Below are 21,034 nucleotides of genomic sequence, written 5' to 3'. Positions count from 1 at the left end.
GCGAGGGGGCAAGCCCCCTCGCCACAGGGTCAGTTCCCACAAGCGCCTGTTGTGGGCTTACAAACCACCCATCAACAGGTATTTGATTTCCAGGTAGTCATCCAGACCGTACTTCGAACCCTCGCGACCCAGGCCCGATTCCTTGACACCGCCGAACGGCGCCACTTCCGTGGAAATGATCCCTTCGTTGATCCCGACCATGCCGGCTTCCAAGCCTTCGGCCATGCGCCAGACGCGGCCGATGTCGCGGCTGTAGAAGTAGGCCGACAAGCCGAATGGCGTGTCGTTGGCCTTCTGCAACACCTCGGCTTCGTCCTTGAAGCGCAAGCAGGCCGCCACCGGGCCGAAGGTTTCATCCTGGGCAATCAGCATCTCGCTGCTGGCTTCGGCCAGAATCGTCGGCTCGTAGAAGGTGCCGCCCAGGGCATGACGACGCCCGCCGCAAAGCACCTTGGCGCCCTTCTCCACGGCGTCACTCACATGCAGCTCGACCTTGGCCAGCGCCGCGCTATTGATCAACGGCCCTTGCTCGGTTTCGCCTTCCAGGGCACTGCCAACGCGCATCGCGGCCACGGCTTCGGCGAGCTTGCCGGTGAAGGCTTCGTACACGCCGTCCTGAATGAAGAAGCGGTTGACGCACACGCACGTCTGCCCGGTGTTGCGGAATTTCGAGGCCATCGCGCCTTTGACGGCCGCATCCAGATCGGCGTCGTCGAACACAATGAACGGCGCGTTGCCGCCCAGCTCCAACGAGACCTTTTTCAGGGTGTCGGCGGCCTGGCGCATCAGCAGTTTGCCGGTGCGGGTCGAGCCCGTGAACGACAACTTGCGCACCACGCTGGACGCTTGCAACGCGCCACCGATGGCCACGGCATCACCGGACACCACGTTGAACACGCCGGCTGGAATCCCGGCCTGTTCCGCCAGCACCGCCAACGCAAAGGCCGACAGCGGGGTTTCTTCCGAAGGTTTGAGGATCATCGTGCAACCGGCCGCCAGTGCCGGGCCGACCTTGCGGGTGACCATGGCCAGCGGGAAGTTCCACGGGGTGATCGCCGCGACCACGCCGATGGCTTCCTTGACCACGATGATCCGTGCATCGGCCTTGTGGCTCGGAATCACATCGCCGTAGGCGCGCTTGGCTTCCTCGGCGAACCACTCGAGGAAGCTCGCCGCGTAGACCACTTCACCCATGGCTTCAGCCAATGGCTTGCCCTGCTCGCGACTGAGCAGCGTCGCCAGGTCCTTCTGGTTGCTCAGCATCAAGTCGCTCCAGCGCTTGAGGCGCTGGCTGCGTTCCTTGGCGGTGAGTTTGCGCCACGCCGGCAAGGCACGGTCGGCGGCGTCGATGGCCCGGTTGGTTTCTTCAGCGCCGGCCTTTTGCACCTCGGCAATCAACTCACCATTGGCCGGGTTCAGCACCGGGTACGTGGCACCGCCGCTGGACCATTGGCCGTCGATGAAGTGGCCGTGACGGATCAACGCGCTCATGCCACGGCCTCAGTCAGGTTGAAGCGATTCGAACCCGGACGGGCCGAGCGCAGGATGCGCTTGCCGGCGGTGTAATCGTTGATCACGTCGCACGGCGTGTAGTTGCGTTCCAGTTCGTGCAGCTCTTCGGCATCGAGCCTGGTCTCCAGGGCGGCCAACGCGCTGTCGAACTGCTCGGTGGTGTCGGCGCCAACCAGCATGCAATCCACGCCCGGATGGTTGGCCACCCACGCCTGGGCAATCTGCGCGTTGGACACGCCACGGGCACGGGCCACGCGTTGCACTGAATGGGCGATTTCGAACGAGGCCTCGTCGCTGTACATCTGCTGGGTGAAGAAGTCGGTCTGGTTACGGGTCGACTTCGCATCGCCGGTCAACAGGCCACGTGCCAATGGGCTGAACACCGAGACACCGAGGCCCTGGTCGCGGCAGAACGGGATCATCTCGCGCTCTTCTTCGCGATAGGCGCAGTTCAGTTGCAACTGCATGTTGATCGGCTTGACCCAACCGTTGCGTTCGCAGGCCATGAGGATTTTCGCCAGTTGCCCGGTGAGCATGGTTGACACGCCGATGTAGCGGGCCTTGCCGGAGCGCACGATGTCGTTCATCGCGCTCATGGTCTCTTCGACCGGGGTGTTGACGTCGAAGTAGTGCAGCATGAAGACGTCGACGTAATCCATGTCCAGGCGCTTCAGCGAGGCGTCGATGCTGTCCATGATGTGCTTGCGCGAATGGCCACTCGCGTTGACGCCGGTGCGGGTGCCGTAGCCAACCTTGGTCGTGATCACCAGGTCTTCACGACGGGCCAGACGCTTGACGATGCGCCCCACCACTTCCTCACCAACGCCTGCGGAATAGAAGTCCGCCAGGTCGATGAAGTTCACGCCGTTGTCCAGCGCGTGCTTGACGATCGGCTCGCTTTTCTTCTCATCGAAGATCCACGGTTTCCAGTCCGGGGTGCCCATGTTCATGGTGCCCAGGCACAGGCGGGAGACTTCGAGGCCGGAGTTGCCCAAACGAATGTATTGCATGGCGCGAACCTCAGGCTTTAGGAGTGTAGAAAGGGTTGCTGATGTGATTGACCACATCTTTGAGCTGCGCGGTTTGCGGCTTGCCGGTCAGGGCGGCGCGGATGGCGGTGCGGCAGGCGTTGTAGTTGTTCAGGTACACGGCGTCGAGGTCGTCGCAGGACGGGTTGACCCAGTTGGCAGTGACGATGGCCCACTCGTCCTCGGCTTCCGGCGGCAACGTGCCGTCGAGCAGCGCTTCCAGGACGGCCTTGGCGATACCGGCCTGGGACGCGCCCCAGGTGGCGTTGCCGTGCAGGTCGCTGCTGATGGCGGCCTTGTTCACGTACAGGGTCATCGGCTTGACCGGAATGTTCGGCTGGGCAATCACCATGAACGGGCAATGGCCCTGGCTGGGCGACGCCAGACTGTTGGCGAACGCCTGGCCTGCCGGGCCATTGCGCGGGCCGATCAGGATGTTGATGTGCGCGGCGTTCACGCCCGGGCCTTCGAAGCCTTCACCGATGTACAGGTCGAGTTCTTTCATGGTCGTTACTCTTGTCAGGACGCAGAGGGAGGTTTTGGACAGTCAGCAGCGCACGCAGGCAATGCACCTGGCGTGGCAGAAGTCGGGGTTCGAAGAGCGCAGCGGGATGCTTGCGAGGACGCGGCAGTGAAGATGGGTCATGGTTGCAAACGCTCTTTTTTGTTGTTGATGAGCTGGTTTGCGATTTTTTAACACCGGGGGTTGGCGGGGCTGTAACCATTAAAAGTCATGGGGGCATGACTTCAGGTCATACCCTTTTAAAACGCGATAAAAAACCTGTGGGAGCTGGCATGTGTGGCGAGGGGGCTTGCCCCCGTTCGGCTGCGAAGCAGTCGTAAACCCGGTACATCCAGTTAAAGGCTGGAAATACCGGGGCCGCTTCGCGACCCAACGGGGGCAAGCCCCCTCGCCACAGGGCACGTTTCTACAGGGCTTATTGCGACATTTCGCTCTTTTTCATCGCATCTTTGCTCATGGCGTCCTTGGACATGGAGTCGCCTTTCTTCATGGTGTCCTTGGACATCGAGTCGCCTTTCTTCATGGTGTCCTTGGACATCGAATCGCCTTTCTTCATCGTGTCCTTGGACATCGAGTCAGTTTTCTTCATGGCGTCCTTGGACATCGAATCCTTGCTCATGCTGTCGTTGCTCATCGTGTCAGCAGCGAACACGCAAGCAGCACCAACGGCCAGGCACATGGACAGAACAACGGTGGTCAACTTTTTCATGATGAAACTCCTTGGAGCGTGGGTTTGCGGACGGTGAAAGTCTCGGGCGTTCATCAGCTGCCACCGAACCAGTTGTAGCCCTGGTCTTCCCAGTAGCCGCCGGTGTAGGTGTTGCTGACGAAAATCGCCTGGATGTGTTTGGGGTTCTTGTAGCCCAGCTTGGTGGGCATGCGCAGCTTCATCGGGAAGCCGTACTCGCGTGGCAGCACCGCGCCGTCGTAGGTCAGCGTCAACAGGGTTTGCGCATGCAGCGCGGTGGCCATGTCGATGCTGGTGTAGTAATCGTCGGCGCATTTGAAACCGACGTATTTGGCATCGGTGTCAGCGCCGATGCGCTTGAGGAAATCGCTGAAGCGCACGCCGCCCCAGCGGCCAATCGCACTCCAGCCTTCGACGCAAATGTGCCGGGTGATCTGCTCGGTCTGGGCCATGGCACGCAACTCTTCGAGGCGCCAGCTGCGTTTATCGGCGACCAGGCCGGTGACCTCCAGGCGATAGCCCTGCTCCTCGACCGTCGGCGCTTCGTCGATGCCGTAAAAGGCATTGAACGGAAACGGCCGGGTGATCATCGACTCAGGGTAAGTCGGCGCCATCGCGTTGGGGTTGAACAGCCAACCCTGCACCCGGTCGTTGAGGCGCGACATCGACGACAGTGCGGTGTCGACGCTTTCGTTGTCGGTGATGTTGCAACCGGACAACATCGCCACGCCGCCGAGGGTCAGGCCGCGCAGCAGGAACGAACGGCGTGAGCGGTCTTCGATTTGCGGGGCGAGGATCTTGCGGGCGTCGGTGAGGATCGACGCCTCGTCCAGCCCCGGAATCTGAATGCGCTTTTTCATGCTTGCTCCTTGCGGCCAACGATCATGGCGACCAGTGTTTTCGGAACCAGCGCCACCATCAGCAGGTGCACTGCGACGAAGGCCACCAACAGCGCCATGGCGAAGAAGTGCACACGCCGTGCGCCTTCGTAGCCGAACAACAATTCACGCAACAACGGGAACTGCACCGACTTCCACAACACCAGCCCGGAGAGCACCAGCAGCGTGATGTCGACCATCACGAACAGGTAAGCGACCCGTTGCACCTGGTTGTAATGGCTGAGGTCGGCGTGGCCGAGTTTTCCGCGCAGGGCGGCCCACAGGTCGCGCAGCACACCGTTAGGCGAAACCGGGAAGAACCGGCGTTTGAGACGGCCACTGAACAGGTTGATCAGTAGGTAGACGAGGCCGTTGATCGCCAGGAACCACATCGCTGCGAAATGCCATTGCAGCGCGCCGCCCAGCCAGCCGCCAAGGGTGATCGACTTGGGAAAACTGACGTCAAAAATCGGCGAGGCGTTGTAGATGCGCCAGCCGCTGGTGACCATCACCAACACCGCCAGGGCGTTGAGCCAGTGGGTCAGGCGTAGCCAGCGTGGGTGGCTGGCCTTGGGTGTGGCCGTTGACTGCGACATGTCCGGCTCCGGTTTGTTGTTGTTCGTTGGAGCCGAGTATGGGAGCGGGAAGATCGCCAAATCCTCACGTAAAGTTAAATAAAACGTGATAACTCGCCGATCACTGCCAATCCACCCCCTGTAGGAGCGAGCCTGCTCGCGAAGGTGTATCAGGCACCGTTGTGTCGTCTGACACACCATCGCGAGCAGGCTCGCTCCTACAGGTTTTGTGTGGACCGCAAGATACGCAATTATGGTTAAATGCCGCCCCCCACAAACCACCGACCCGACCCGATGAACCCCGAAGCCCTCGCCACCCTCAACCAACACCTGTTGACCGCCCTGGCGGCCGCCCCCGTCGAAACCCGCCGCCTGTTTCACGGTCGTGGCCGTTGCTGGCCGGGGCTGGAGCAAGTGACCGTGGACTGGTTACAAGGCGTGGTGCTGGTGGCGCTGTTCAAGGAGCCGGAAGCGGCGCAACTGGAAGACCTGAAACAGGTGCTGATGGCGATCACCGAGTCGCAGCAGTGGGCAAAATCCGGCGCCCATACGCTGTTGCTGCAACACCGCTACCTGCTGCAAAGCACCACCGAATGGCTGCTCGGCGAGGTCATCGAGGAAATGACCATCACCGAAGGTGGCCTGAAATACCGCGTGGACCTGGGCCGCAAGCAGAACACCGGGCTGTTCCTCGACATGCGCTACGGCCGCGACTGGGTCCGCGCCAATGCCGAGGACAAGCGGGTGTTGAACCTGTTCGCCTACACCTGCGGCTTCTCGGTGGCGGCCATCGAAGGCGGCGCGACGCATGTAGTCAACCTCGACATGTCGAGCCCGGCCCTGAGCCGTGGCCGCGACAACCACCGGCTCAACGGCCATGACCTGAGTCAGGTCACGTTCCTTGGCCACGACCTGTTCAAGTCCTGGGGCAAGGTGATCGGCAAAGGGCCCTACGACCTGGTGATCATCGACCCGCCGTCGTTCCAGAAAGGCAGCTTCCTGCTGACCAAGGATTACCAGCGCGTGCTGCGCCGACTGCCGGAGTTGCTTACTGAACACGGCACGGTGCTGGCATGCATGAACGACCCGGCCTTTGGCGCCGACTTCCTGATTGATGGCGTGACTCGTGAGGCACCTAGCTTGCGGTTTGAGCAGCGGTTGGACAATCCACCGGAGTTCCCGGATGCGGACGTTGAGTGTGGGTTGAAGGCGTTGGTGTTCAAACTACAAGACTGAACACCCTCCCACAAAAAGACTCAGCGCGGACTCAACACCAACGCAAACAATTCGCCATGCCCGTTGACGTTGAGCTTGTGATAGAGGTTGCGCCGATGCACTTTCACCGTCTCAGGCGAAATGCCCATTTGCTGGGCGATGGCCTTGCTGGAAAAGCCCTGAAGAATCAGGCGTGCAGTTTCGATTTCGCGCAGTGTCAGGCGGGCGTCGAAGCGATCGAGCAAGGTCGCGAGGTCACCGGCCGGCGATTCGGCGACCGGTCCCTCCGGCGGCAGTAACTCCAAGTGGCGGCGCATCGCGGCCAGCACCCAGTCACGCACGCACAGCAGGCGGCCCTGCTCCTGGAGACTGAAACGCTGCGAGCGCCCGAGGGACAGTCCGAGCACGGCGCCGTCGAAGTTGATCATGAACTGCAGCTCATCGCCACCGACCACGGTACTGAAGTAACTCAGGTAGTACTCGCTGTGCTGGAACTGGTCGGGGGCCACGGAATCGAGGCTGTGCAAACCGTCGGCGATGCCCGCGCAAGCCGCTTGGTAGAACGGGTCGAGCAGGTACATCCCGGCGCGGTAGTCCGCCAGTTCTTCCTGCTCGTCACTGTTGCCCTTGGCATCGAAATCAATCAGCAGGCGCGGCACATGGCCCGGCTTCATCTGCGCGACCAGAGCGTTGTCCAGCGGCACCAGCAAGCGCAGAGTATCAACCAGCGCACGCCAGAAATTATCCCGCCCCACCGTGGTGAACATCCGCGCCAACCCCTGGTGCATCGGCAACTCTTTGAACAACGCGTCCACGCACTACCCCTTTTGAGTAACCCATGATGGGAATGGGTGACGGCCACCCCGCTCGATACGCTGCAAACTCCTGAATACCACCGGCCGCCACAGGCCAGGAGTGCCGCATCATGAGTCGTCACCGCTTGTATTTCAATCTGGGGTTGGGCGCCTGCCTGGGGGTGTCGTTGTCGGCGCTTGCGGTCGAAACCCCGACGGTGCACGTGTACAACTGGTACGACTACATCGGCCCGACCACGCTGCAAGATTTCAAGCGTGATACCGGGATCGCCCCGGTCTACGACACCTTCGACAGCGCCGAAGTGCTCGAAGGCAAATTGCTCACCAGCCGCAGCGGCTACGACGTGGTGGTGGCAAGCAACTACAGCCTGCCGACGTTGATCAAGGCCGGCGCGCTGGCACCGCTGCCCCGGGCGCAGATGCCGGACTTCAAGAACATGGACAGCGATCTGCTGGTGAAACTGGCCAACAACGACCCGGGCAACCAGTACGCCGTGCCCTACCTTTGGGGCACCAACGGCATCGGCTACAACGTCGACAAAGTACGTGCAGTATTGGGCGACAAGGCGCCGGTGGATTCCTGGGACCTGGTGTTCAAGGAAGAGAACCTGGCCAAGCTCGGCGAATGCGGCGTGGCCATGCTCGACTCGCCATCGGAGATGCTGCCGGTCGCCCTGCACTACCTCGGCCTGCCGCCCAACAGCACCGACCCCGAGGACTACAAGAAAGCCGAAGCGTTGCTGCTCAAGTTGCGTCCGCACATTGCCTACTTCAACTCGTCGAAGTTCATCAGCGACCTGTCCAACGGCAACATTTGCGTGGCGGTCGGCTGGTCCGGAGCAATGCTCGAAGCCAAGAGTACCGCCGAGCAGGCCGGCAACGGCGTGAAGATCGCCTACAGCTTGCCCAAGGAAGGCGCGCCGGTGTGGTTCGACACCCTGGTGCTGCTCAAGGACGCCCCGCACCCGGAACAAGGCATGGCCTTCATCGACTACCTGATGCGCGCTGAAGTGATCGCACCGGTCAGCGACCACCTCAACTACCCCAACGGCAACCGCAGCGCCACGCCGCTGGTGGCCGAAGCGACCCGCAGCAACCCGGCGGTGTATCCCTCGGCGCAGGCCATGGCCACCCTGTTCACCCTCCAGCCCCTACCACCGGCGACCGAGCGCGTGCGCACGCGGGTCTGGAGCAAGGTCAAAAACGGTCAATAACCAACACCACAAACCCCTGTAGGAGTGAGCCTGCTCGCGATGGGGCCGTCACGTTCAACATTGATGGCGCCTGACCCACTGCTATCGCGAGCAGGCTCGCGCCTACAGGTAGCAACCCCTTTTCCTGCCACGTTATGAAGATGAGAACCCCCATGAAACCACGTGCCCGCGACCTGAACATTCCGTTCGGCCAACTGCAACCCGGCCCGCTCAATGCCATCACCGACGTCCCCGGCGTGCGCGTAGGCCACTGCGATGTACGAGGGCGCACGGCCAACGGCCGCGACATCCTTACCGGTGTGACCGTCATCGAACCGCGTGCCGGTTCCACCAGCCAGCAACCCTGTTTCGCCGGCGTGCATGTGCTCAACGGCAACGGCGATGCCACGGGGCTGGAGTGGATTCGCGAGGCAGGCCTGCTGACCAGCCCCATCGCTTTCACCAACACCCACAGCCTGGGCGTGGTGCGCGATGCGCTGATCGTGATCGACCGCGAGCAGCAACCAGATGATGGGCGCCTCTACTGGAACATGCCGGTGGTACTGGAAACCTTCGACGGCCTGCTCAACGACATCAATGGCTTTCACGTGAAGCCGGAACACGTGGCCCAGGCCGTGCGCTCGGCGGTGGGCGGCCCGGTGACCGAGGGCAATGTCGGTGGTGGCAGCGGCATGATCTGCCACGAATTCAAGGGCGGGATCGGCACTGCATCGCGACGTTTGAACAGCGCCCAGGGCGGCTGGACAGTGGGCGCGATTGTCCAGGCCAACCATGGTATTCGTCATGAACTGCGCGTGGACGGCTACCCGGTCGGGCGCTACATGGAGCAGGTCGATTCGCCGTTCCTCAAGGCTTCGCTGCCCCATCCCGGCATGGGTTCGATCGTGGTTTGCCTGGCCACCGATGCGCCGTTGCTACCGCACCAGTGCACCCGCCTGGCTCAACGCGCCAGCCTGGGCCTTGCCCGCACCGGCGGCGGCAATGAAGACCACAGCGGCGACATCTTCATCGCCTTCGCCACCGGCAACGATCACGTGCCGCCGGCGGCCTATGAAAGCAAGAAAGCAACGACCACCGATCATTTGCGCATGGTTAACAACGACCACATCAGCGAACTGTTCCTGGCCGCCACCGAAGCGGTGGAAGAAGCCATCATCAACGCCCTGCTCGCCGCCGAAACGGCCGAAGGCAATGGGCATGCGGTGCCGGGGCTGGATAGCCAAACGTTACTCACGGCATTGCGTCGCGCCGGCTGGCCGGGGGACGCGACTAGTGGTACTTGAGTGAAACACTCGGTCTTTCTACGATGGACTTGCGCAGTCGCTTGTTTGCTCAAGCCGCTGCGCAGGTGGTGAGTGATCTGAACCCCTACCAAGCTCACCGCTTGCTTCATGCGCATCTTGAGCCTCACGGCTCCACTTCCTCCCCATCAAGAGCTTTGAGGCTCTTTTTTTACCTCGAAAACCACACATTTCACTGTAGGAGCGAGCCTGCTCGCGATGGCGGTGTGTCAGCCAGCATTGATGTTGAATGTGACGCCGCCATCGCGAGCAGGCTCGCTCTCCTACAGGGGAAGGATTTTCATTGGGGGTCGCCGGTGCACAGCGACCGCCATGCCGCCTGCGCCAGCATGTCCCGGTACGCCTTCGGGCTGCCCTTGACCCGGCCCGACAACCAGGCGCGGCAGTAACTGTCTGCCTGGCCGACGATCAGTGACGGGATCAACTCCGCTGGAAAACTACCCAATTCATCGCCGTGTGCACCCAGCCATGCCAGCAACTGCTTGTTGCGCGCCTTGTTGCGGGTGGCAAGTTCGTCCTTGAACGGCCCCTTGGTGACGGCAAACCGCGCATGGTACTGAAACCGTGCCCACTCCGGCTGGCTATCGACCCAATCCACATAGCTGTGCACCAGCGCATGCACGCCTGCTTGAGTGGTTTTTGCCTCAGCCAGGTAGCTGGCACGCAAGCGCGCCTGATCATCAAGGGCGGTAAAAAACAGCGCCGCCACCAGGCCTTCCTTGTTGCCGAAATGGTGATAGATCGCGCCGACACTGGTATCGCATTCGGCGCGGATCATTTCGATGGTGGTGGCCTCGATCCCCTGTTCGTTGAACAGGCCGAGGGCCTTTCTGAAGATGTCGCGCTTGAGTTCGGCGCGGCGTCCGGGGTAGCAGCGTTCGAGCAGGTCGGTGGTTTCCATGCGTAAAAACAGTCCGCAAAAGTCATCGGTGGAGGCTGGCGATTGCCAACGAACAAGTGGCGCTAGGTTGACAGATTTCCAACAGACAGAATACTGTTCCGCAACAGAACATTATTCCGTTACGGAATATTATTCCGCAAACCGTCATCCTCAAGAGGCATCAAAATGAGTCAGTTCCTCAGCATGTTCAACAGCGCAGGCCCGCAAGCGTTCAGCAAAATGGCTTGCCAGGTGGCACCCTACTTCTCCACCATCAATCCGTTGGTCCAGGATTTGCGCAAAGGCTGCGCCACCGTGCACGTGCCGTTCGCCCGGGAAATCACCAATCATTTGGGGACTGTGCATGCGATTGCCATGTGCAACGCCGCCGAGCTGGCCGCCGGGATGATGACCGACGTTTCCATTCCCGCCGGCGCGCGCTGGATACCCAAAGGCATGACCGTCGAATACCTGGCCAAGGCCAAGAGCGACGTGACGGCGGTAGCCAAGGGTGATGCAGTGGACTGGACCACCGGAGGCGACAAGATTGTGCCGGTGGAGATTCACGATGCCGAGGGCAAGAAGGTGTTCACGGCGCGGATTACCATGAATGTGAAGCTGGCCTAAACGCTGAGCGAGCTCTCGCGGGCAACTCAACCCTGTAGGAGCTGGCTTGCCAGCGAACGCGGTGTGTCGGCCAACAATCATGGCGACTGATACGACGCCTTCGCTGGCAAGCCAGCGCCTACAGGGGTTTTTTGGTGTTTGGGAGCGTGCGGTCAGACCAGGCGCAACCGAGGGCCACTCGCCGGAACGGCTTCGTCACCCAACCGCCCCCGCACAAAGTCATTGGCCTTGCGCGTCAACTGGTCCAGATGCCGGTCGCGCTGTTTTTCCGCGTCGGTCATGGCCCGTTTGCCATGCTTTTGCAGCAGATAGGTATGAATCTGCCGCACTTCCAGCGAGCTGTAGATCGACGCTACATCCAGCAACGCCATCAAGCCATCGGTGGCGTGATCGCGCGTGTTCATCAACACCTGGGTCGCGCGCACGCCGATCACTTGAAAGCCCATCGCCTCGAAATACGGCACCTTGGCCACCGCGCAGGTCAGCTCGGCATGGGGATAGCGGCCGACCACTTCGCGCAGCATCCGCCGGGCCACCCCCTGGCGCCGGTGTTCGGCCTGCACCGCCATGTAGGCCACCCCGCACGCCTCTGGGTCGTCCTGCACCGGCAGATACAGCACAAAACCCAGTACCTTTTGCGGGTCGTCTTCGTCGGTGGCGACGATCAGCTCCACGGCAACGCCCTTTTCACCATCCAGCGCCTGCAGATACAGGTGCACCTCGAAGCCGATGGCGTACTGATAAAGGTTGTACAGCAGGTTGCTCTGAGGAATCGCGACCATACTGATGTCGGTCAGGTTGTCGACCACCATCTGCAGGATCTGGCTATTGATGTGCTCGGGGCACGGGGTCTTGAAGTGGCTGATCAGGGGCATTGCAGTGACAGGCTCCGGGGGCGAGGGCCGGCCATCATACCGCGCCTGGCAGCGACGGTCCGAAGGCTGATGTTCCGCCATCCGTTATTCATGAGCCACATGCATAACTCTATAGCCAAAAAACGCAAAAACATTCCTCCGCCCTTGCAGGTCATTCACTGATAAGGGCCTGAACAGCGCTGCCAGGCAAGGCACATCACTCACTCTCCACAGGAATCGAACCAATGGGCGAACCCAATCTGATGAGCATGTCCCGCCGCAGCGTGCTGATTGTGGGCGTAGTGAGTGCCGCCACGGCCATCCTGCCGCCCTTCATCTGCGCCGAGGCCTCGGCGGCCAACCTGGCGGCGCGGCCAGTCCAGTCCAAAGTGTCGATCTGGGTGAACGACCAGCAACACGATCTGGACCTCGACACCCGCACCACCCTGCTCGATGTGCTGCGCGAACATCTGCACCTGACCGGCACCAAGAAAGGTTGCGACCACGGTCAGTGCGGTGCCTGCACAGTGATTGCCAATGGCCAGCGCATCAATGCCTGCCTGACGCTGGCGGTGATGCACCAGGGCTCGAAAATCACCACGATCGAAGGCCTGGGCACCCCGGACAATCTCCACCCGATGCAGGCCGCGTTCATCAAGCACGACGGCTATCAATGCGGCTACTGCACGCCGGGGCAGATTTGCTCCGCCGTCGCCGTGCTCGGGGAAATCCGCCAAGGCATCCCCAGCCATGTCAGCCCCAGCCTCAGTGACGCCCCGCAACTGAACGCCCAGGAACTACGGGAACGCATGAGCGGCAACCTCTGCCGCTGCGGGGCGTACTCCAACATCATCGAGGCGATCAACGAAGTCGCGGGAGCCAAGGCATGAGACCGTTTACCTACCTGCGTGCCCAATCCCCCGCCGAGGCTGCCACGCTGGCGGCGCAAGTCAGTGGTTCGCGGTTCATTGCCGGCGGCACCAACCTGCTCGATTTGATGAAGCTGGAAATCGAAACACCGGCCTACCTGATCGACGTCAACGACACCGGACTGGACCGGATCGAAGCGTCACAGGAGGGCGGCCTGCGCATCGGCGCCCTGGTGCGAAACACCGACCTGGCCGCCAACCCACGCATCCGCAAACACTACGGTTTGCTCGCTCGAGCCCTGCTCGCCGGTGCGTCCGGCCAATTGCGCAACATGGCCAGCACTGCCGGCAACCTGCTGCAACGCACACGCTGCCCGTATTTCTACGACCCCAACCAGGCCTGCAACAAGCGCCAGCCCGGAAGCGGCTGCGCGGCCATCGGCGGCGTCAGCCGGCAATTGGGGATCATCGGCGTCAGTGACGCCTGCATCGCCACCCACCCTAGCGACATGGCCGTGGCGATGCGCGCCCTCGATGCCCGCATCGAAACGATCAAGCCCGATGGTTCCACCCGCAGCATCGCCATCGCCGACCTGCATCGCCTGCCCGGGACCACGCCGCACTTGGAAACCACACTGATGGCCAACGAAATGATCACCGCCGTGACTTTGCCGGCGCCATTGGGTGGCACGCACCTCTACCAGAAGGTCCGCGATCGCTCCTCCTATGCCTTTGCCTTGGTGTCGGTTGCCGCCGTCCTGCAGAAGGACGGCAGTGGTCATATCGCTCTGGGCGGCGTCGCCCCCAAGCCATGGCGGCTCGAAAGCGCCGAGTCCGCCCTGCCTCAAGGGGCCAGGGCGCTGACCGAACAGTTGCTCGCCGGCGCCACGCCGACCCATGAAAACGCATTCAAGGTGACCTTGGTCGAGCGCACGCTCGCGGCGGTGATCGCACAAGCGAGGGCGCAGGCATGAAATTCGACACACCGGCCGGGCAAAATCCCATCGACCAGCTGAAGGTGGTCGGCAAAGCCACGACGCGCATCGAAGGGCCGCTGAAAACCACCGGGCAGGCGCCCTACGCCTATGAACGCCACGACGCCGTGACGAACCCGGCCTATGGCGTGGTGATCGGCTCAGCCATCGCCAAGGGGCGCATCGCCTCGATGGACCTGAAGGCCGCCAAAGCCGCGCCGGGCGTGCTCGCCATCGTCACCGCGGCGAACGCCGGCAAGCTCGGCAAAGGCAAATACAACACCGCCAAATTGCTCGCCGGGCCGGACATCCAGCATTACCACCAGGCCGTCGCGCTGGTGGTGGCCGAGACGTTCGAGCAGGCAACCGCCGCTGCGCAACGGCTCGACATCCAGTACACCCACGCCGAAGGCGCATTTGACCTGGCGAGTGTCCATGAATCGGGCGTGGAGTCCGAAGAGCAGATGCCCGACACCGTGCACGGCGATTTCGAAGGCGCCTTCGCCGCCGCGCCGGTGCAACTGGACGCGACCTACACCACACCGGACCAGGCCCACGCAATGATGGAGCCGTTCGCCTCGATGGCGTCGTGGAACGGCGACCACCTGACGCTGTGGACGTCAAACCAGATGATCGACTGGTCCGTGACTGACCTGGCGACCACGCTGGGTGTGCCCAAGCAAAACGTGCGGTTGATCTCGCCGTACATCGGCGGCGGTTTTGGCGGCAAACTGTTCCTGCGCACCGATGCGCTGCTCGCTGCCCTCGGTGCGCGCAAGGCCGGCAGGCCGGTGAAAGTCGCGCTCGCGCGGCCGATGATTTTCAACAACACCACGCACCGCCCGGCCACCATTCAGCGGATTCGCATCGGCACTACCCGCGAGGGCAAGATTACCGCCATCGCCCACGAAGGTTGGTCCGGCGACTTGCCCGGCGGCAAGCTGGAACTGGCGGCGCAACCGAGCAAACTGTTGTACGCCGGGGAAAACCGCCGGGTGACCATGCGCCTGGCGACCCTCGACTTGCCCGAAGGCAACGCCATGCGTGCGCCAGGTGAAGCGCCGGGGATGATGGCACTGGAAATCGCCATGGATGAAATGGCGCACAAACTCAATCTCGACCCGGTCGAGTTTCGCATTCTCAACGACACCCAGGTCGATCCGGTGAACCCGCAACGGCCCTTCTCCCAACGCCAGTTGATCAAGTGCCTGCGCACCGGTGGCGAGCATTTCGGCTGGAGCCAGCGCGATCCGCAACCGGGCAACCGGCGCGACGGTCGCTGGCTGATCGGCATGGGCCTGGGCGTGGCGTTTCGCAACAACCTGACGGTCAAATCCGGGGCGCGGGTGCGGCTCAACGACCAGGGCATCGTCACCGTCGAAACCGACATGACCGATATCGGCACCGGCAGCTACACCATCATTGCCCAGACCGCCGCGGAAATGCTCGGCGTCACGCTGGACGAGGTGGTGGTGCGTTTGGGGGATTCGAGTTTTCCGGTGTCGTCCGGCTCCGGTGGCCAGTTCGGTGGCAATTGTTCGACAGCGGGGGTCTATGCGGCTTGCGTCAAGCTGCGTGAAGCGGTGGCGCAGCGCCTGGAAATGCCGGTCGTGGACGCGGTGTTCGTCGATGGACAGGTACGCGTGGGCAACAAAAGCACGCCATTGCGTGAAGCCGCCAAGGCCGGGGAGCTGGTCGCCGAAGATTCCATCGAGTTTGCCGGGCTGAGCAAGCAATACCAACAATCGACCTTCGGTGCGCACTTCGTCGAAGTCGCCGTCGACAGCGCCACCGGCGAAACCCGCGTGCGGCGCATGCTCGCGGTGTGCGCCGCCGGGCGCATCCTCAACCCGGTCTCGGCCCGCAGCCAGGTGATCGGTGCGATGACCATGGGCGTCGGTGCGGCGCTGATGGAAGCACTCGCAGTCGACAAGCGCCAGGGCTTTTTCGTCAATCACGACCTGGCCGGTTATGAAGTACCGGTGAACGCGGACATTCCCCATCAGGAGGTGATTTTCCTCGATGAAACCGACCCCGTGTCCTCGCCGATGAAAGCCAAGGGCGTCGGCGAACTGGGCTTGTGCGGGGTCAGTGCAGCGATTGCCAATGCCGTCTACAACGCGACCGGGATTCGTGTGCGCGACTACCCGATCACCCTTGACAAACTGCTCGACCGGTTACCGCCGATGATCTAATCCACTAGCTCTTAATCCCTCAGCCGCTAGAATCAGGGCAAACCCATGAGGAAGGTTCATCAATGCTGCGTGAAAACGCCAACGACCTGCTTGCTTTCCTCGCCGTGGCCCGCGAGCGCAGCTTTACCAAGGCGGCCGGCAAACTGGGGGTTTCCCAATCCGCGCTGAGCCATACCATCCGAGGGCTGGAAGCGCGCCTGGGCCTGCGCCTGCTGACGCGCACCACCCGCAGCGTATCGCCCACCGAAGCCGGGCAGCACCTGCTGGAAAGCATCGGCCCGCATTTTGAAGAAATCGAAATCAGCCTGGCCGCCCTGAGCAATCTGCGCGATACCCGGGCCGGGAGCATTCGTATCAACGCGACGGACCATGCGCTGGCGTTTCTCCTGTGGCCGGTGCTCAAACCCTTCCTGGCAAAGTACCCGGACATCTCTGTGGAGGTGTGTTGCGACTACGGGTTTGTCGACATTGCCGCGCAGGGCTTCGATGCCGGCGTGCGCCTGGGCGAAGACGTGGCCCAAGGCATGATCGCCACGCGCATCGGGCCGGACATGCGCATGGCGGTGGTCGGCTCCCCCACTTACTTTGCCGTGCGCAACGCGCCGCTGACACCCCGCGACCTGACCGACCATGCGTGCAACAACCTGCGCTTGCCGACGCACGGTGGGCTGTATGCCTGGGAGTTCAAAAAGGGCGATGACAACCTGAAGGTGCGAGTGTCCGGGCAGGTGACGTTCAATGGCGTTTATCCCTTGCTCACGGCTGCACTGGACGGGGTCGGCCTGAGTTACCTGCCCGAAGACCTGGTGGCCCCGCACCTCGCCGCCGGACGGTTGGTGCGGGTGCTGGAGGACTGGTGCCCGGTGTTTGCCGGGTTTCATTTGTATTACCCGAGCCGTCGTCAGGCGTCGCCGGCGTTTGCGTTGTTGCTGGAAGCGATGCGGTATCGGGGGTGACGGGTTGACGGGTCCGGCCCCTTCGCTGGCGAGCCAGCTCCTGCGGTTGACCTGAGTCGTTCACGAATCCCCTGTAGGAGCGAAATTTCCGAAGGCAAGCTCGGAAATACCGCCCACGGCAACCGTTTCGGAACGGTCCTACATTTCCCCCGGCGTTGAGTTGCTAGGCTTTTTCAGAGTCCTCTCCCGCCGGCCACCCCGATCACAAACACCGTGCGTCCCGGCACTTTCTCGTCGTCTTTTCTGCTTAAGGATGAGTGCATGGTTGCGCCTAAAAACATTGCCCGTTTCGAACTGCAAATCCCCTCCACCGACAACGATTTCAAAGTCCTGGGCTTCAAAGGCAAAGAAGCCATCAGCTGTCTTTACGCGATCAATATCGAATTGGTCAGCGAATACCCCGATTTCCCCGTGGAAACCCTGCTGGGCCAGCCCGCTTTCCTGCAGTTCGCAGCGGACGGCGCTGGGCTGCATGGCTTTATCGAAAACGCCTGCGTCGGGCAGCATGAAAACCGCCTGACCCACTACGGGCTCACCTTGGTGCCGGCATTGCACTACCTGCAGTTCAGCCACAACCGACGGATTTTCCAGGGCAAGACCGTGCCGGAAATCATCGCCCAGGTGCTCAAGGGCCACGGCATCCCGAGCGACACCTACCACTTCTGCCTGCGCCGCAGCGAGGTGCGCGAATACTGCACGCAGTACGGCGAAAGCGATTTCGATTTCATTCAGCGCCTGAGTTCCGAGGACGGCATCGCCTGGCACCATCAGCATTCGCCGGACGGTCATCGGCTGGTCTTCAGCGACGACCCGATCCACTTCCCATTGCTCGGCGAAACGCCTTTTGTCGAAGACAGCGGTCTGCTCGCGGAGCAGCCGGTGGTCACCCGGTTCAGTCAGCGTTTCAACACCCGCACGAGCAAAGTCAGCGGGCGCTGCTACAACCTCAAGCACCCCAGCCACCTGCGGCAAAACCACGCCGAAGTCAAACTCGTCCGCGTCCTTGAGGACTACCGCTACCCGATGCTGATGAACGATGCCGATCGTCACGGCCGGGTGCTGTCCGAACAGGCCCTGGAGCGTCACCGCGGTGACTACGAGCAGGTCGCCGGCAGCAGCGATCAACCGGCATTTCGCAGCGGTCATCGCTTCACACTGACAGGACATCCACGGGCGCGATGCAACGATCCGTGGCTGCTGGTGAGCGTGACCCACACCGGTCAACAGCCGCAAAGCCTGGAAGAAACAGGCAACCACCATCACTCGAAGGACGGACTCACCCAAGGCTATTCCAACACTTTCAAGGCGATTCCCTGGGAGGTGCCCTACCGCCCACCGCTGGTAGGGTATACCCGCATCGTGGTCAATCAACACGGCCGCGTCACGGGTCCACCCGGCGAGGACATCTACGTCGATGAACTGGGCCGGGTGAAGGTCGAGCTGATGTGGGACCGGGCCGGGCTCAACAGCGAACAGAGCAGTTGCTGGCTAAGGGTTCCCAGCAGTTGGGCGGGTGATCATTTTGGCGCCGTCACCGTTCCTCGAGTCGGCATGGAAGTCATCGTCAGCTACTACGAAGGCAACCCGGACCTGCCGATGATCACCGGGTGCGTGCCCAACACCCGCCTGCCTGGGCCCTACCCGTTGCCGGCGCACAAGACCAAAACCGTTCTGCGCAGCCAAAGCACACCGCGTACGGGTGGCTTCAATGAACTGATGCTCGAAGACCGGGCCGGCCAGGAAAAAATCTACCTGCGGGCCGAGCGCGACCTCGAACAACTGATCCGCAATGACAGCCACACCACCATCGACAACGACCGTTACGAACACGTCGCCAACAACAGCAGCAGCCTGATCAAGGGCACCGAATCACACACCACTGAAGGCCAGCGCGACACGCTGATCGGCGGTAACGACCTGGTGTCGATCAGCGACACCAGCAGCACCACCGTGGGCAATGCCTGGGTCATGAAAGCCGGCAATCACGCCCATCTCAGGGCCACCCATGTGGTGCTCGAAGCTGACATGAGCTTCACGATCAAGGTCGGTGCGCACCACATCGTGCTGAACCAGGCCGGGATCTTCAGCAGCGTGCCCATCGAAACGGGCGGTGCACCCCTGATGGGCCTGGCGCCGCTGCAGGCCCTGCAAGCGCAGGCACTGACCGAACAACCCGTCATCGCCCCCACCCAGGCCGCGCTGATGGCGGCGACCAAAGCAGCAGGCGCTGATTTCTGCCCGATTTGCGAGGTCTGCAAAAACGGCCTGTGCTCGCCGCAAGGAGCCGCCGCATGAACATGACTGAGCCTCAACAGTGGATCACAGAACAGCTGAAACTCGGTCGCTCGCCCTGCGTGATCCTCGACTCCGAAGGCGAACGCGAAGCCCGCCAGGCATTGGTGAAGAACTTCGACCTGCAACGCTATCGCAGCCTGTACAGCAACACCCAAGTAGCGGAACTGGCGGACGCGGGCCCCTTCGTGTTTGTCCTCGACAACGCCCATGACCCGCGCATCACCGCCCTGCTCAACGCGCCTCAACGCCACTGGGGCTGGCTGGCGAGCATCGAAAAAAACCAGCTCCCGGCGCTGATCCAGCATTGGCAAGAGCGCTTGATCATCGGCTCGCGGCCCAACCAGGGGTTGTATCGCTTCCACGATAACCGCGTCCTTGCCCGCGCCCTGGCGCATCTTCCATCCGGCAGCGTGCCCGAATACCTGGGACCGGTGATCAGCGCGTGCTTTTGGCAAGGCAGCCACTGGGCCAGCCTCGAAAACCCTGCGCCCGGGCCACACCCGGTGCCAGCCGACCCGGCCTGGCATCACGTGCCCTCGCCCGTCAGCCAGTCCCTGGACATTCTACTGCCCAATATTTACCGATACCTCTGGGCCGAACACAGCGATGCCATGGCCTCGCTCAGTGCCCATTACCCCCCCAAGGACTGGCTCGCGGCGCAACTCGCCCAGGCGCAAGCGTGGGGCTGGCACAGCCCGCAACAGATTCACTTCCTCGTGCTCCAGCACCTCGACGTGACCCGGCCCTCGGTCATTCGCAGCTGGCTGCCCAGAGGCGGCGAAACACCTGAGGCGCACTTCGAGCGGCTGTTTGATGAAGTGAAATTCTGGTTAGGGGACAAGCCGATATGACGGGCTTGCAGCGTGTGATCCTCGGGGTGGGGTTTTGTGTGATCGGTGGTTGTTCGTTAGGGCCTCGGGAGAGTTTTACCTTTCAGGCTGACATGCCGGAGAACTTCGAAATCGATGGCACCGCTTATTACAAGCCAGCGCCCGGAGAAGAGTGCGACTTCTCCTCCGATAAAGAACGCTATGACGCAGGACGTACCTTTTTCAGACCGATTCAACCCAAGGCTGCGCACCGCGTTGAATTCAAAGTGCCCCTAACCGCCAGGGCGCATGGCTGCTCGTTGGTGTTACGCAGTCTGGATCTGGGTTTTGAAGGGCAATGGGGTCCGCGGGACTCAAACAAGGGCATGCAATACGGTGGTCTGTCCATTCGAGATGAAACCTCTGAAAACACCCCCCCCTTTCCCGACTCAGGAACATTGGAGCTTCAAGGGCAATGCCAATGGTTTTTCCGTACGTACGGCGCTTATCGCTACATCGTAAAAACCCCGAAATGCCGTGCACTTGATACCAATGGCGTTGTAAAGAAAAGTTTGATTGGTGGTGCGGTGCCGCGTGAACAGTTAGCGGGTAAAACTGTGAGGCTGGAGCTCACGATTGCAGCCAAGGAAAAGCCCTACTACAGGGATTTTTGGATAGAAACACCAAACGGCTGGAAGCCATGTACCGGTTTATGGGGGACCGCCAATGAGGAGCTTTGTGTCAAACCCTACAAATTCCTGGAGTCATTCAAGCTTTTAGATGGACGTGTCTGCACCGTCTACCCCAACTGCACTGAATAAGATCA

The 21,034-nt window shown here is 61.8% G+C and carries 20 protein-coding genes; 11 read left to right on the top strand and 9 right to left on the bottom strand.

Going from position 1 to position 21,034, the window contains the following annotated elements:
• Positions 1–57 precede the first annotated feature (57 nt).
• The 6 genes from J1D76_RS18900 to J1D76_RS18875 form a co-directional block, all read right to left on the bottom strand.
• Complete coding sequence (locus J1D76_RS18900) at positions 58–1,491, bottom strand: NAD-dependent succinate-semialdehyde dehydrogenase (protein ID WP_421139805.1); 1,434 nt, start codon at positions 1,489–1,491, stop codon at positions 58–60.
• Positions 1,488–2,522, bottom strand: a complete 1,035-nt coding sequence (locus J1D76_RS18895; RefSeq protein ID WP_421139803.1) for an aldo/keto reductase — start codon at positions 2,520–2,522, stop codon at positions 1,488–1,490. The genes J1D76_RS18900 and J1D76_RS18895 overlap by 4 nt, the downstream gene beginning before the upstream one ends.
• Positions 2,523–2,532: 10 nt before the next feature.
• Complete coding sequence (gene fae, locus J1D76_RS18890; protein ID WP_421139802.1) at positions 2,533–3,045, bottom strand: formaldehyde-activating enzyme; 513 nt, start codon at positions 3,043–3,045, stop codon at positions 2,533–2,535.
• A 433-nt stretch (positions 3,046–3,478) separates the two neighbouring features.
• Positions 3,479–3,772, bottom strand: coding sequence for a pentapeptide MXKDX repeat protein (locus J1D76_RS18885; protein WP_421139801.1), 294 nt, complete (start codon positions 3,770–3,772; stop codon positions 3,479–3,481).
• Between the two features lie 53 nt (positions 3,773–3,825).
• Positions 3,826–4,611 carry a molybdopterin-dependent oxidoreductase gene (locus J1D76_RS18880; RefSeq protein ID WP_421139800.1) on the bottom strand — a complete coding sequence of 262 codons (786 nt, stop codon included), beginning with the start codon at positions 4,609–4,611 and terminating at the stop codon, positions 3,826–3,828.
• Positions 4,608–5,225: a cytochrome b/b6 domain-containing protein gene (locus J1D76_RS18875; protein ID WP_421139799.1), complete on the bottom strand. Its 618-nt coding sequence runs from the start codon at positions 5,223–5,225 to the stop codon at positions 4,608–4,610. Before J1D76_RS18875 ends, J1D76_RS18880 begins: the two co-directional genes overlap by 4 nt.
• Positions 5,226–5,498: 273 nt before the next feature.
• Here J1D76_RS18875 and J1D76_RS18870 point away from each other — a divergent pair, with 273 nt between their 5' ends.
• A complete protein-coding gene (locus tag J1D76_RS18870; RefSeq protein ID WP_421139797.1) occupies positions 5,499–6,440 on the top strand; it encodes a class I SAM-dependent methyltransferase in 942 nt (313 codons plus the stop codon).
• A 20-nt stretch (positions 6,441–6,460) separates the two neighbouring features.
• Here J1D76_RS18870 and J1D76_RS18865 read toward each other — a convergent pair whose 3' ends face one another.
• A complete protein-coding gene (locus J1D76_RS18865) occupies positions 6,461–7,234 on the bottom strand; it encodes a helix-turn-helix transcriptional regulator (protein WP_421139795.1) in 774 nt (257 codons plus the stop codon).
• A gap of 110 nt (positions 7,235–7,344) precedes the next feature.
• Here J1D76_RS18865 and J1D76_RS18860 point away from each other — a divergent pair, with 110 nt between their 5' ends.
• Positions 7,345–8,448, top strand: coding sequence for an extracellular solute-binding protein (locus tag J1D76_RS18860; RefSeq protein ID WP_421139794.1), 1,104 nt, complete (start codon positions 7,345–7,347; stop codon positions 8,446–8,448).
• A 152-nt stretch (positions 8,449–8,600) separates the two neighbouring features.
• Entirely contained in the window at positions 8,601–9,731 is a 1,131-nt protein-coding gene (locus tag J1D76_RS18855; protein WP_421139793.1) for a P1 family peptidase, read from the top strand.
• A gap of 298 nt (positions 9,732–10,029) precedes the next feature.
• Here the strand turns inward: J1D76_RS18855 and J1D76_RS18850 are convergent, their stop codons facing one another.
• Entirely contained in the window at positions 10,030–10,650 is a 621-nt protein-coding gene (locus J1D76_RS18850) for a TetR/AcrR family transcriptional regulator (RefSeq protein WP_421139792.1), read from the bottom strand.
• 165 nt (positions 10,651–10,815) lie between these two features.
• Here J1D76_RS18850 and J1D76_RS18845 point away from each other — a divergent pair, with 165 nt between their 5' ends.
• On the top strand, positions 10,816–11,256 hold the full coding sequence (locus J1D76_RS18845) for a hotdog fold domain-containing protein (RefSeq protein WP_421139791.1): 441 nt from the start codon (positions 10,816–10,818) through the stop codon (positions 11,254–11,256).
• A gap of 152 nt (positions 11,257–11,408) precedes the next feature.
• Here J1D76_RS18845 and J1D76_RS18840 read toward each other — a convergent pair whose 3' ends face one another.
• Positions 11,409–12,131: a GNAT family N-acetyltransferase gene (locus tag J1D76_RS18840; RefSeq protein WP_421139789.1), complete on the bottom strand. Its 723-nt coding sequence runs from the start codon at positions 12,129–12,131 to the stop codon at positions 11,409–11,411.
• A gap of 242 nt (positions 12,132–12,373) precedes the next feature.
• On the opposite strand from J1D76_RS18840, the gene paoA reads away from it, so the two are divergent.
• From paoA to J1D76_RS18805, 7 genes are all read left to right on the top strand, one after another.
• A complete protein-coding gene (gene paoA / locus J1D76_RS18835; RefSeq protein WP_421139860.1) occupies positions 12,374–13,000 on the top strand; it encodes an aldehyde dehydrogenase iron-sulfur subunit PaoA in 627 nt (208 codons plus the stop codon).
• Entirely contained in the window at positions 12,997–13,953 is a 957-nt protein-coding gene (locus J1D76_RS18830; RefSeq protein WP_421139788.1) for an FAD binding domain-containing protein, read from the top strand. Before paoA ends, J1D76_RS18830 begins: the two co-directional genes overlap by 4 nt.
• Positions 13,950–16,148, top strand: coding sequence for an aldehyde oxidoreductase molybdenum-binding subunit PaoC (paoC, locus tag J1D76_RS18825; RefSeq protein WP_421139787.1), 2,199 nt, complete (start codon positions 13,950–13,952; stop codon positions 16,146–16,148). Before J1D76_RS18830 ends, paoC begins: the two co-directional genes overlap by 4 nt.
• A 62-nt stretch (positions 16,149–16,210) precedes the next feature.
• Positions 16,211–17,104, top strand: a complete 894-nt coding sequence (locus J1D76_RS18820; RefSeq protein WP_421139785.1) for a LysR family transcriptional regulator — start codon at positions 16,211–16,213, stop codon at positions 17,102–17,104.
• A 261-nt stretch (positions 17,105–17,365) separates the two neighbouring features.
• A complete protein-coding gene (tssI, locus tag J1D76_RS18815) occupies positions 17,366–19,399 on the top strand; it encodes a type VI secretion system tip protein TssI/VgrG (RefSeq protein ID WP_421139784.1) in 2,034 nt (677 codons plus the stop codon).
• A complete protein-coding gene (locus J1D76_RS18810) occupies positions 19,396–20,250 on the top strand; it encodes a DUF4123 domain-containing protein (RefSeq protein WP_421139782.1) in 855 nt (284 codons plus the stop codon). The genes tssI and J1D76_RS18810 overlap by 4 nt, the downstream gene beginning before the upstream one ends.
• A complete protein-coding gene (locus J1D76_RS18805) occupies positions 20,247–21,029 on the top strand; it encodes a hypothetical protein (protein WP_421139781.1) in 783 nt (260 codons plus the stop codon). The genes J1D76_RS18810 and J1D76_RS18805 overlap by 4 nt, the downstream gene beginning before the upstream one ends.
• Positions 21,030–21,034: the final 5 nt, after the last annotated feature.

Source organism: Pseudomonas sp. NFX15, assembly GCF_049132105.1.
In the GTDB taxonomy this organism is placed as follows: domain Bacteria; phylum Pseudomonadota; class Gammaproteobacteria; order Pseudomonadales; family Pseudomonadaceae; genus Aquipseudomonas.
Note: the sequence above shows the minus strand (reverse complement) of the source record. Positions and strands in the feature narration are given on the sequence as shown.

Coding starts and splice junctions, on each gene's coding strand:
- J1D76_RS18900 (WP_421139805.1), bottom strand. CDS start 1,491: ATGAGCGCGTTGATCCGTCACGGCCACTTCATCGACGGCCAATGGTCC.
- J1D76_RS18810 (WP_421139782.1), top strand. CDS start 19,396: ATGAACATGACTGAGCCTCAACAGTGGATCACAGAACAGCTGAAACTC.
- J1D76_RS18880 (WP_421139800.1), bottom strand. CDS start 4,611: ATGAAAAAGCGCATTCAGATTCCGGGGCTGGACGAGGCGTCGATCCTC.
- J1D76_RS18875 (WP_421139799.1), bottom strand. CDS start 5,225: ATGTCGCAGTCAACGGCCACACCCAAGGCCAGCCACCCACGCTGGCTA.
- paoC (WP_421139787.1), top strand. CDS start 13,950: ATGAAATTCGACACACCGGCCGGGCAAAATCCCATCGACCAGCTGAAG.
- J1D76_RS18820 (WP_421139785.1), top strand. CDS start 16,211: ATGCTGCGTGAAAACGCCAACGACCTGCTTGCTTTCCTCGCCGTGGCC.
- J1D76_RS18845 (WP_421139791.1), top strand. CDS start 10,816: ATGAGTCAGTTCCTCAGCATGTTCAACAGCGCAGGCCCGCAAGCGTTC.
- J1D76_RS18885 (WP_421139801.1), bottom strand. CDS start 3,772: ATGAAAAAGTTGACCACCGTTGTTCTGTCCATGTGCCTGGCCGTTGGT.
- tssI (WP_421139784.1), top strand. CDS start 17,366: ATGGTTGCGCCTAAAAACATTGCCCGTTTCGAACTGCAAATCCCCTCC.
- J1D76_RS18850 (WP_421139792.1), bottom strand. CDS start 10,650: ATGGAAACCACCGACCTGCTCGAACGCTGCTACCCCGGACGCCGCGCC.
- J1D76_RS18855 (WP_421139793.1), top strand. CDS start 8,601: ATGAAACCACGTGCCCGCGACCTGAACATTCCGTTCGGCCAACTGCAA.
- J1D76_RS18895 (WP_421139803.1), bottom strand. CDS start 2,522: ATGCAATACATTCGTTTGGGCAACTCCGGCCTCGAAGTCTCCCGCCTG.
- J1D76_RS18830 (WP_421139788.1), top strand. CDS start 12,997: ATGAGACCGTTTACCTACCTGCGTGCCCAATCCCCCGCCGAGGCTGCC.
- J1D76_RS18870 (WP_421139797.1), top strand. CDS start 5,499: ATGAACCCCGAAGCCCTCGCCACCCTCAACCAACACCTGTTGACCGCC.
- J1D76_RS18840 (WP_421139789.1), bottom strand. CDS start 12,131: ATGCCCCTGATCAGCCACTTCAAGACCCCGTGCCCCGAGCACATCAAT.
- paoA (WP_421139860.1), top strand. CDS start 12,374: ATGAGCATGTCCCGCCGCAGCGTGCTGATTGTGGGCGTAGTGAGTGCC.
- J1D76_RS18805 (WP_421139781.1), top strand. CDS start 20,247: ATGACGGGCTTGCAGCGTGTGATCCTCGGGGTGGGGTTTTGTGTGATC.
- J1D76_RS18860 (WP_421139794.1), top strand. CDS start 7,345: ATGAGTCGTCACCGCTTGTATTTCAATCTGGGGTTGGGCGCCTGCCTG.
- fae (WP_421139802.1), bottom strand. CDS start 3,045: ATGAAAGAACTCGACCTGTACATCGGTGAAGGCTTCGAAGGCCCGGGC.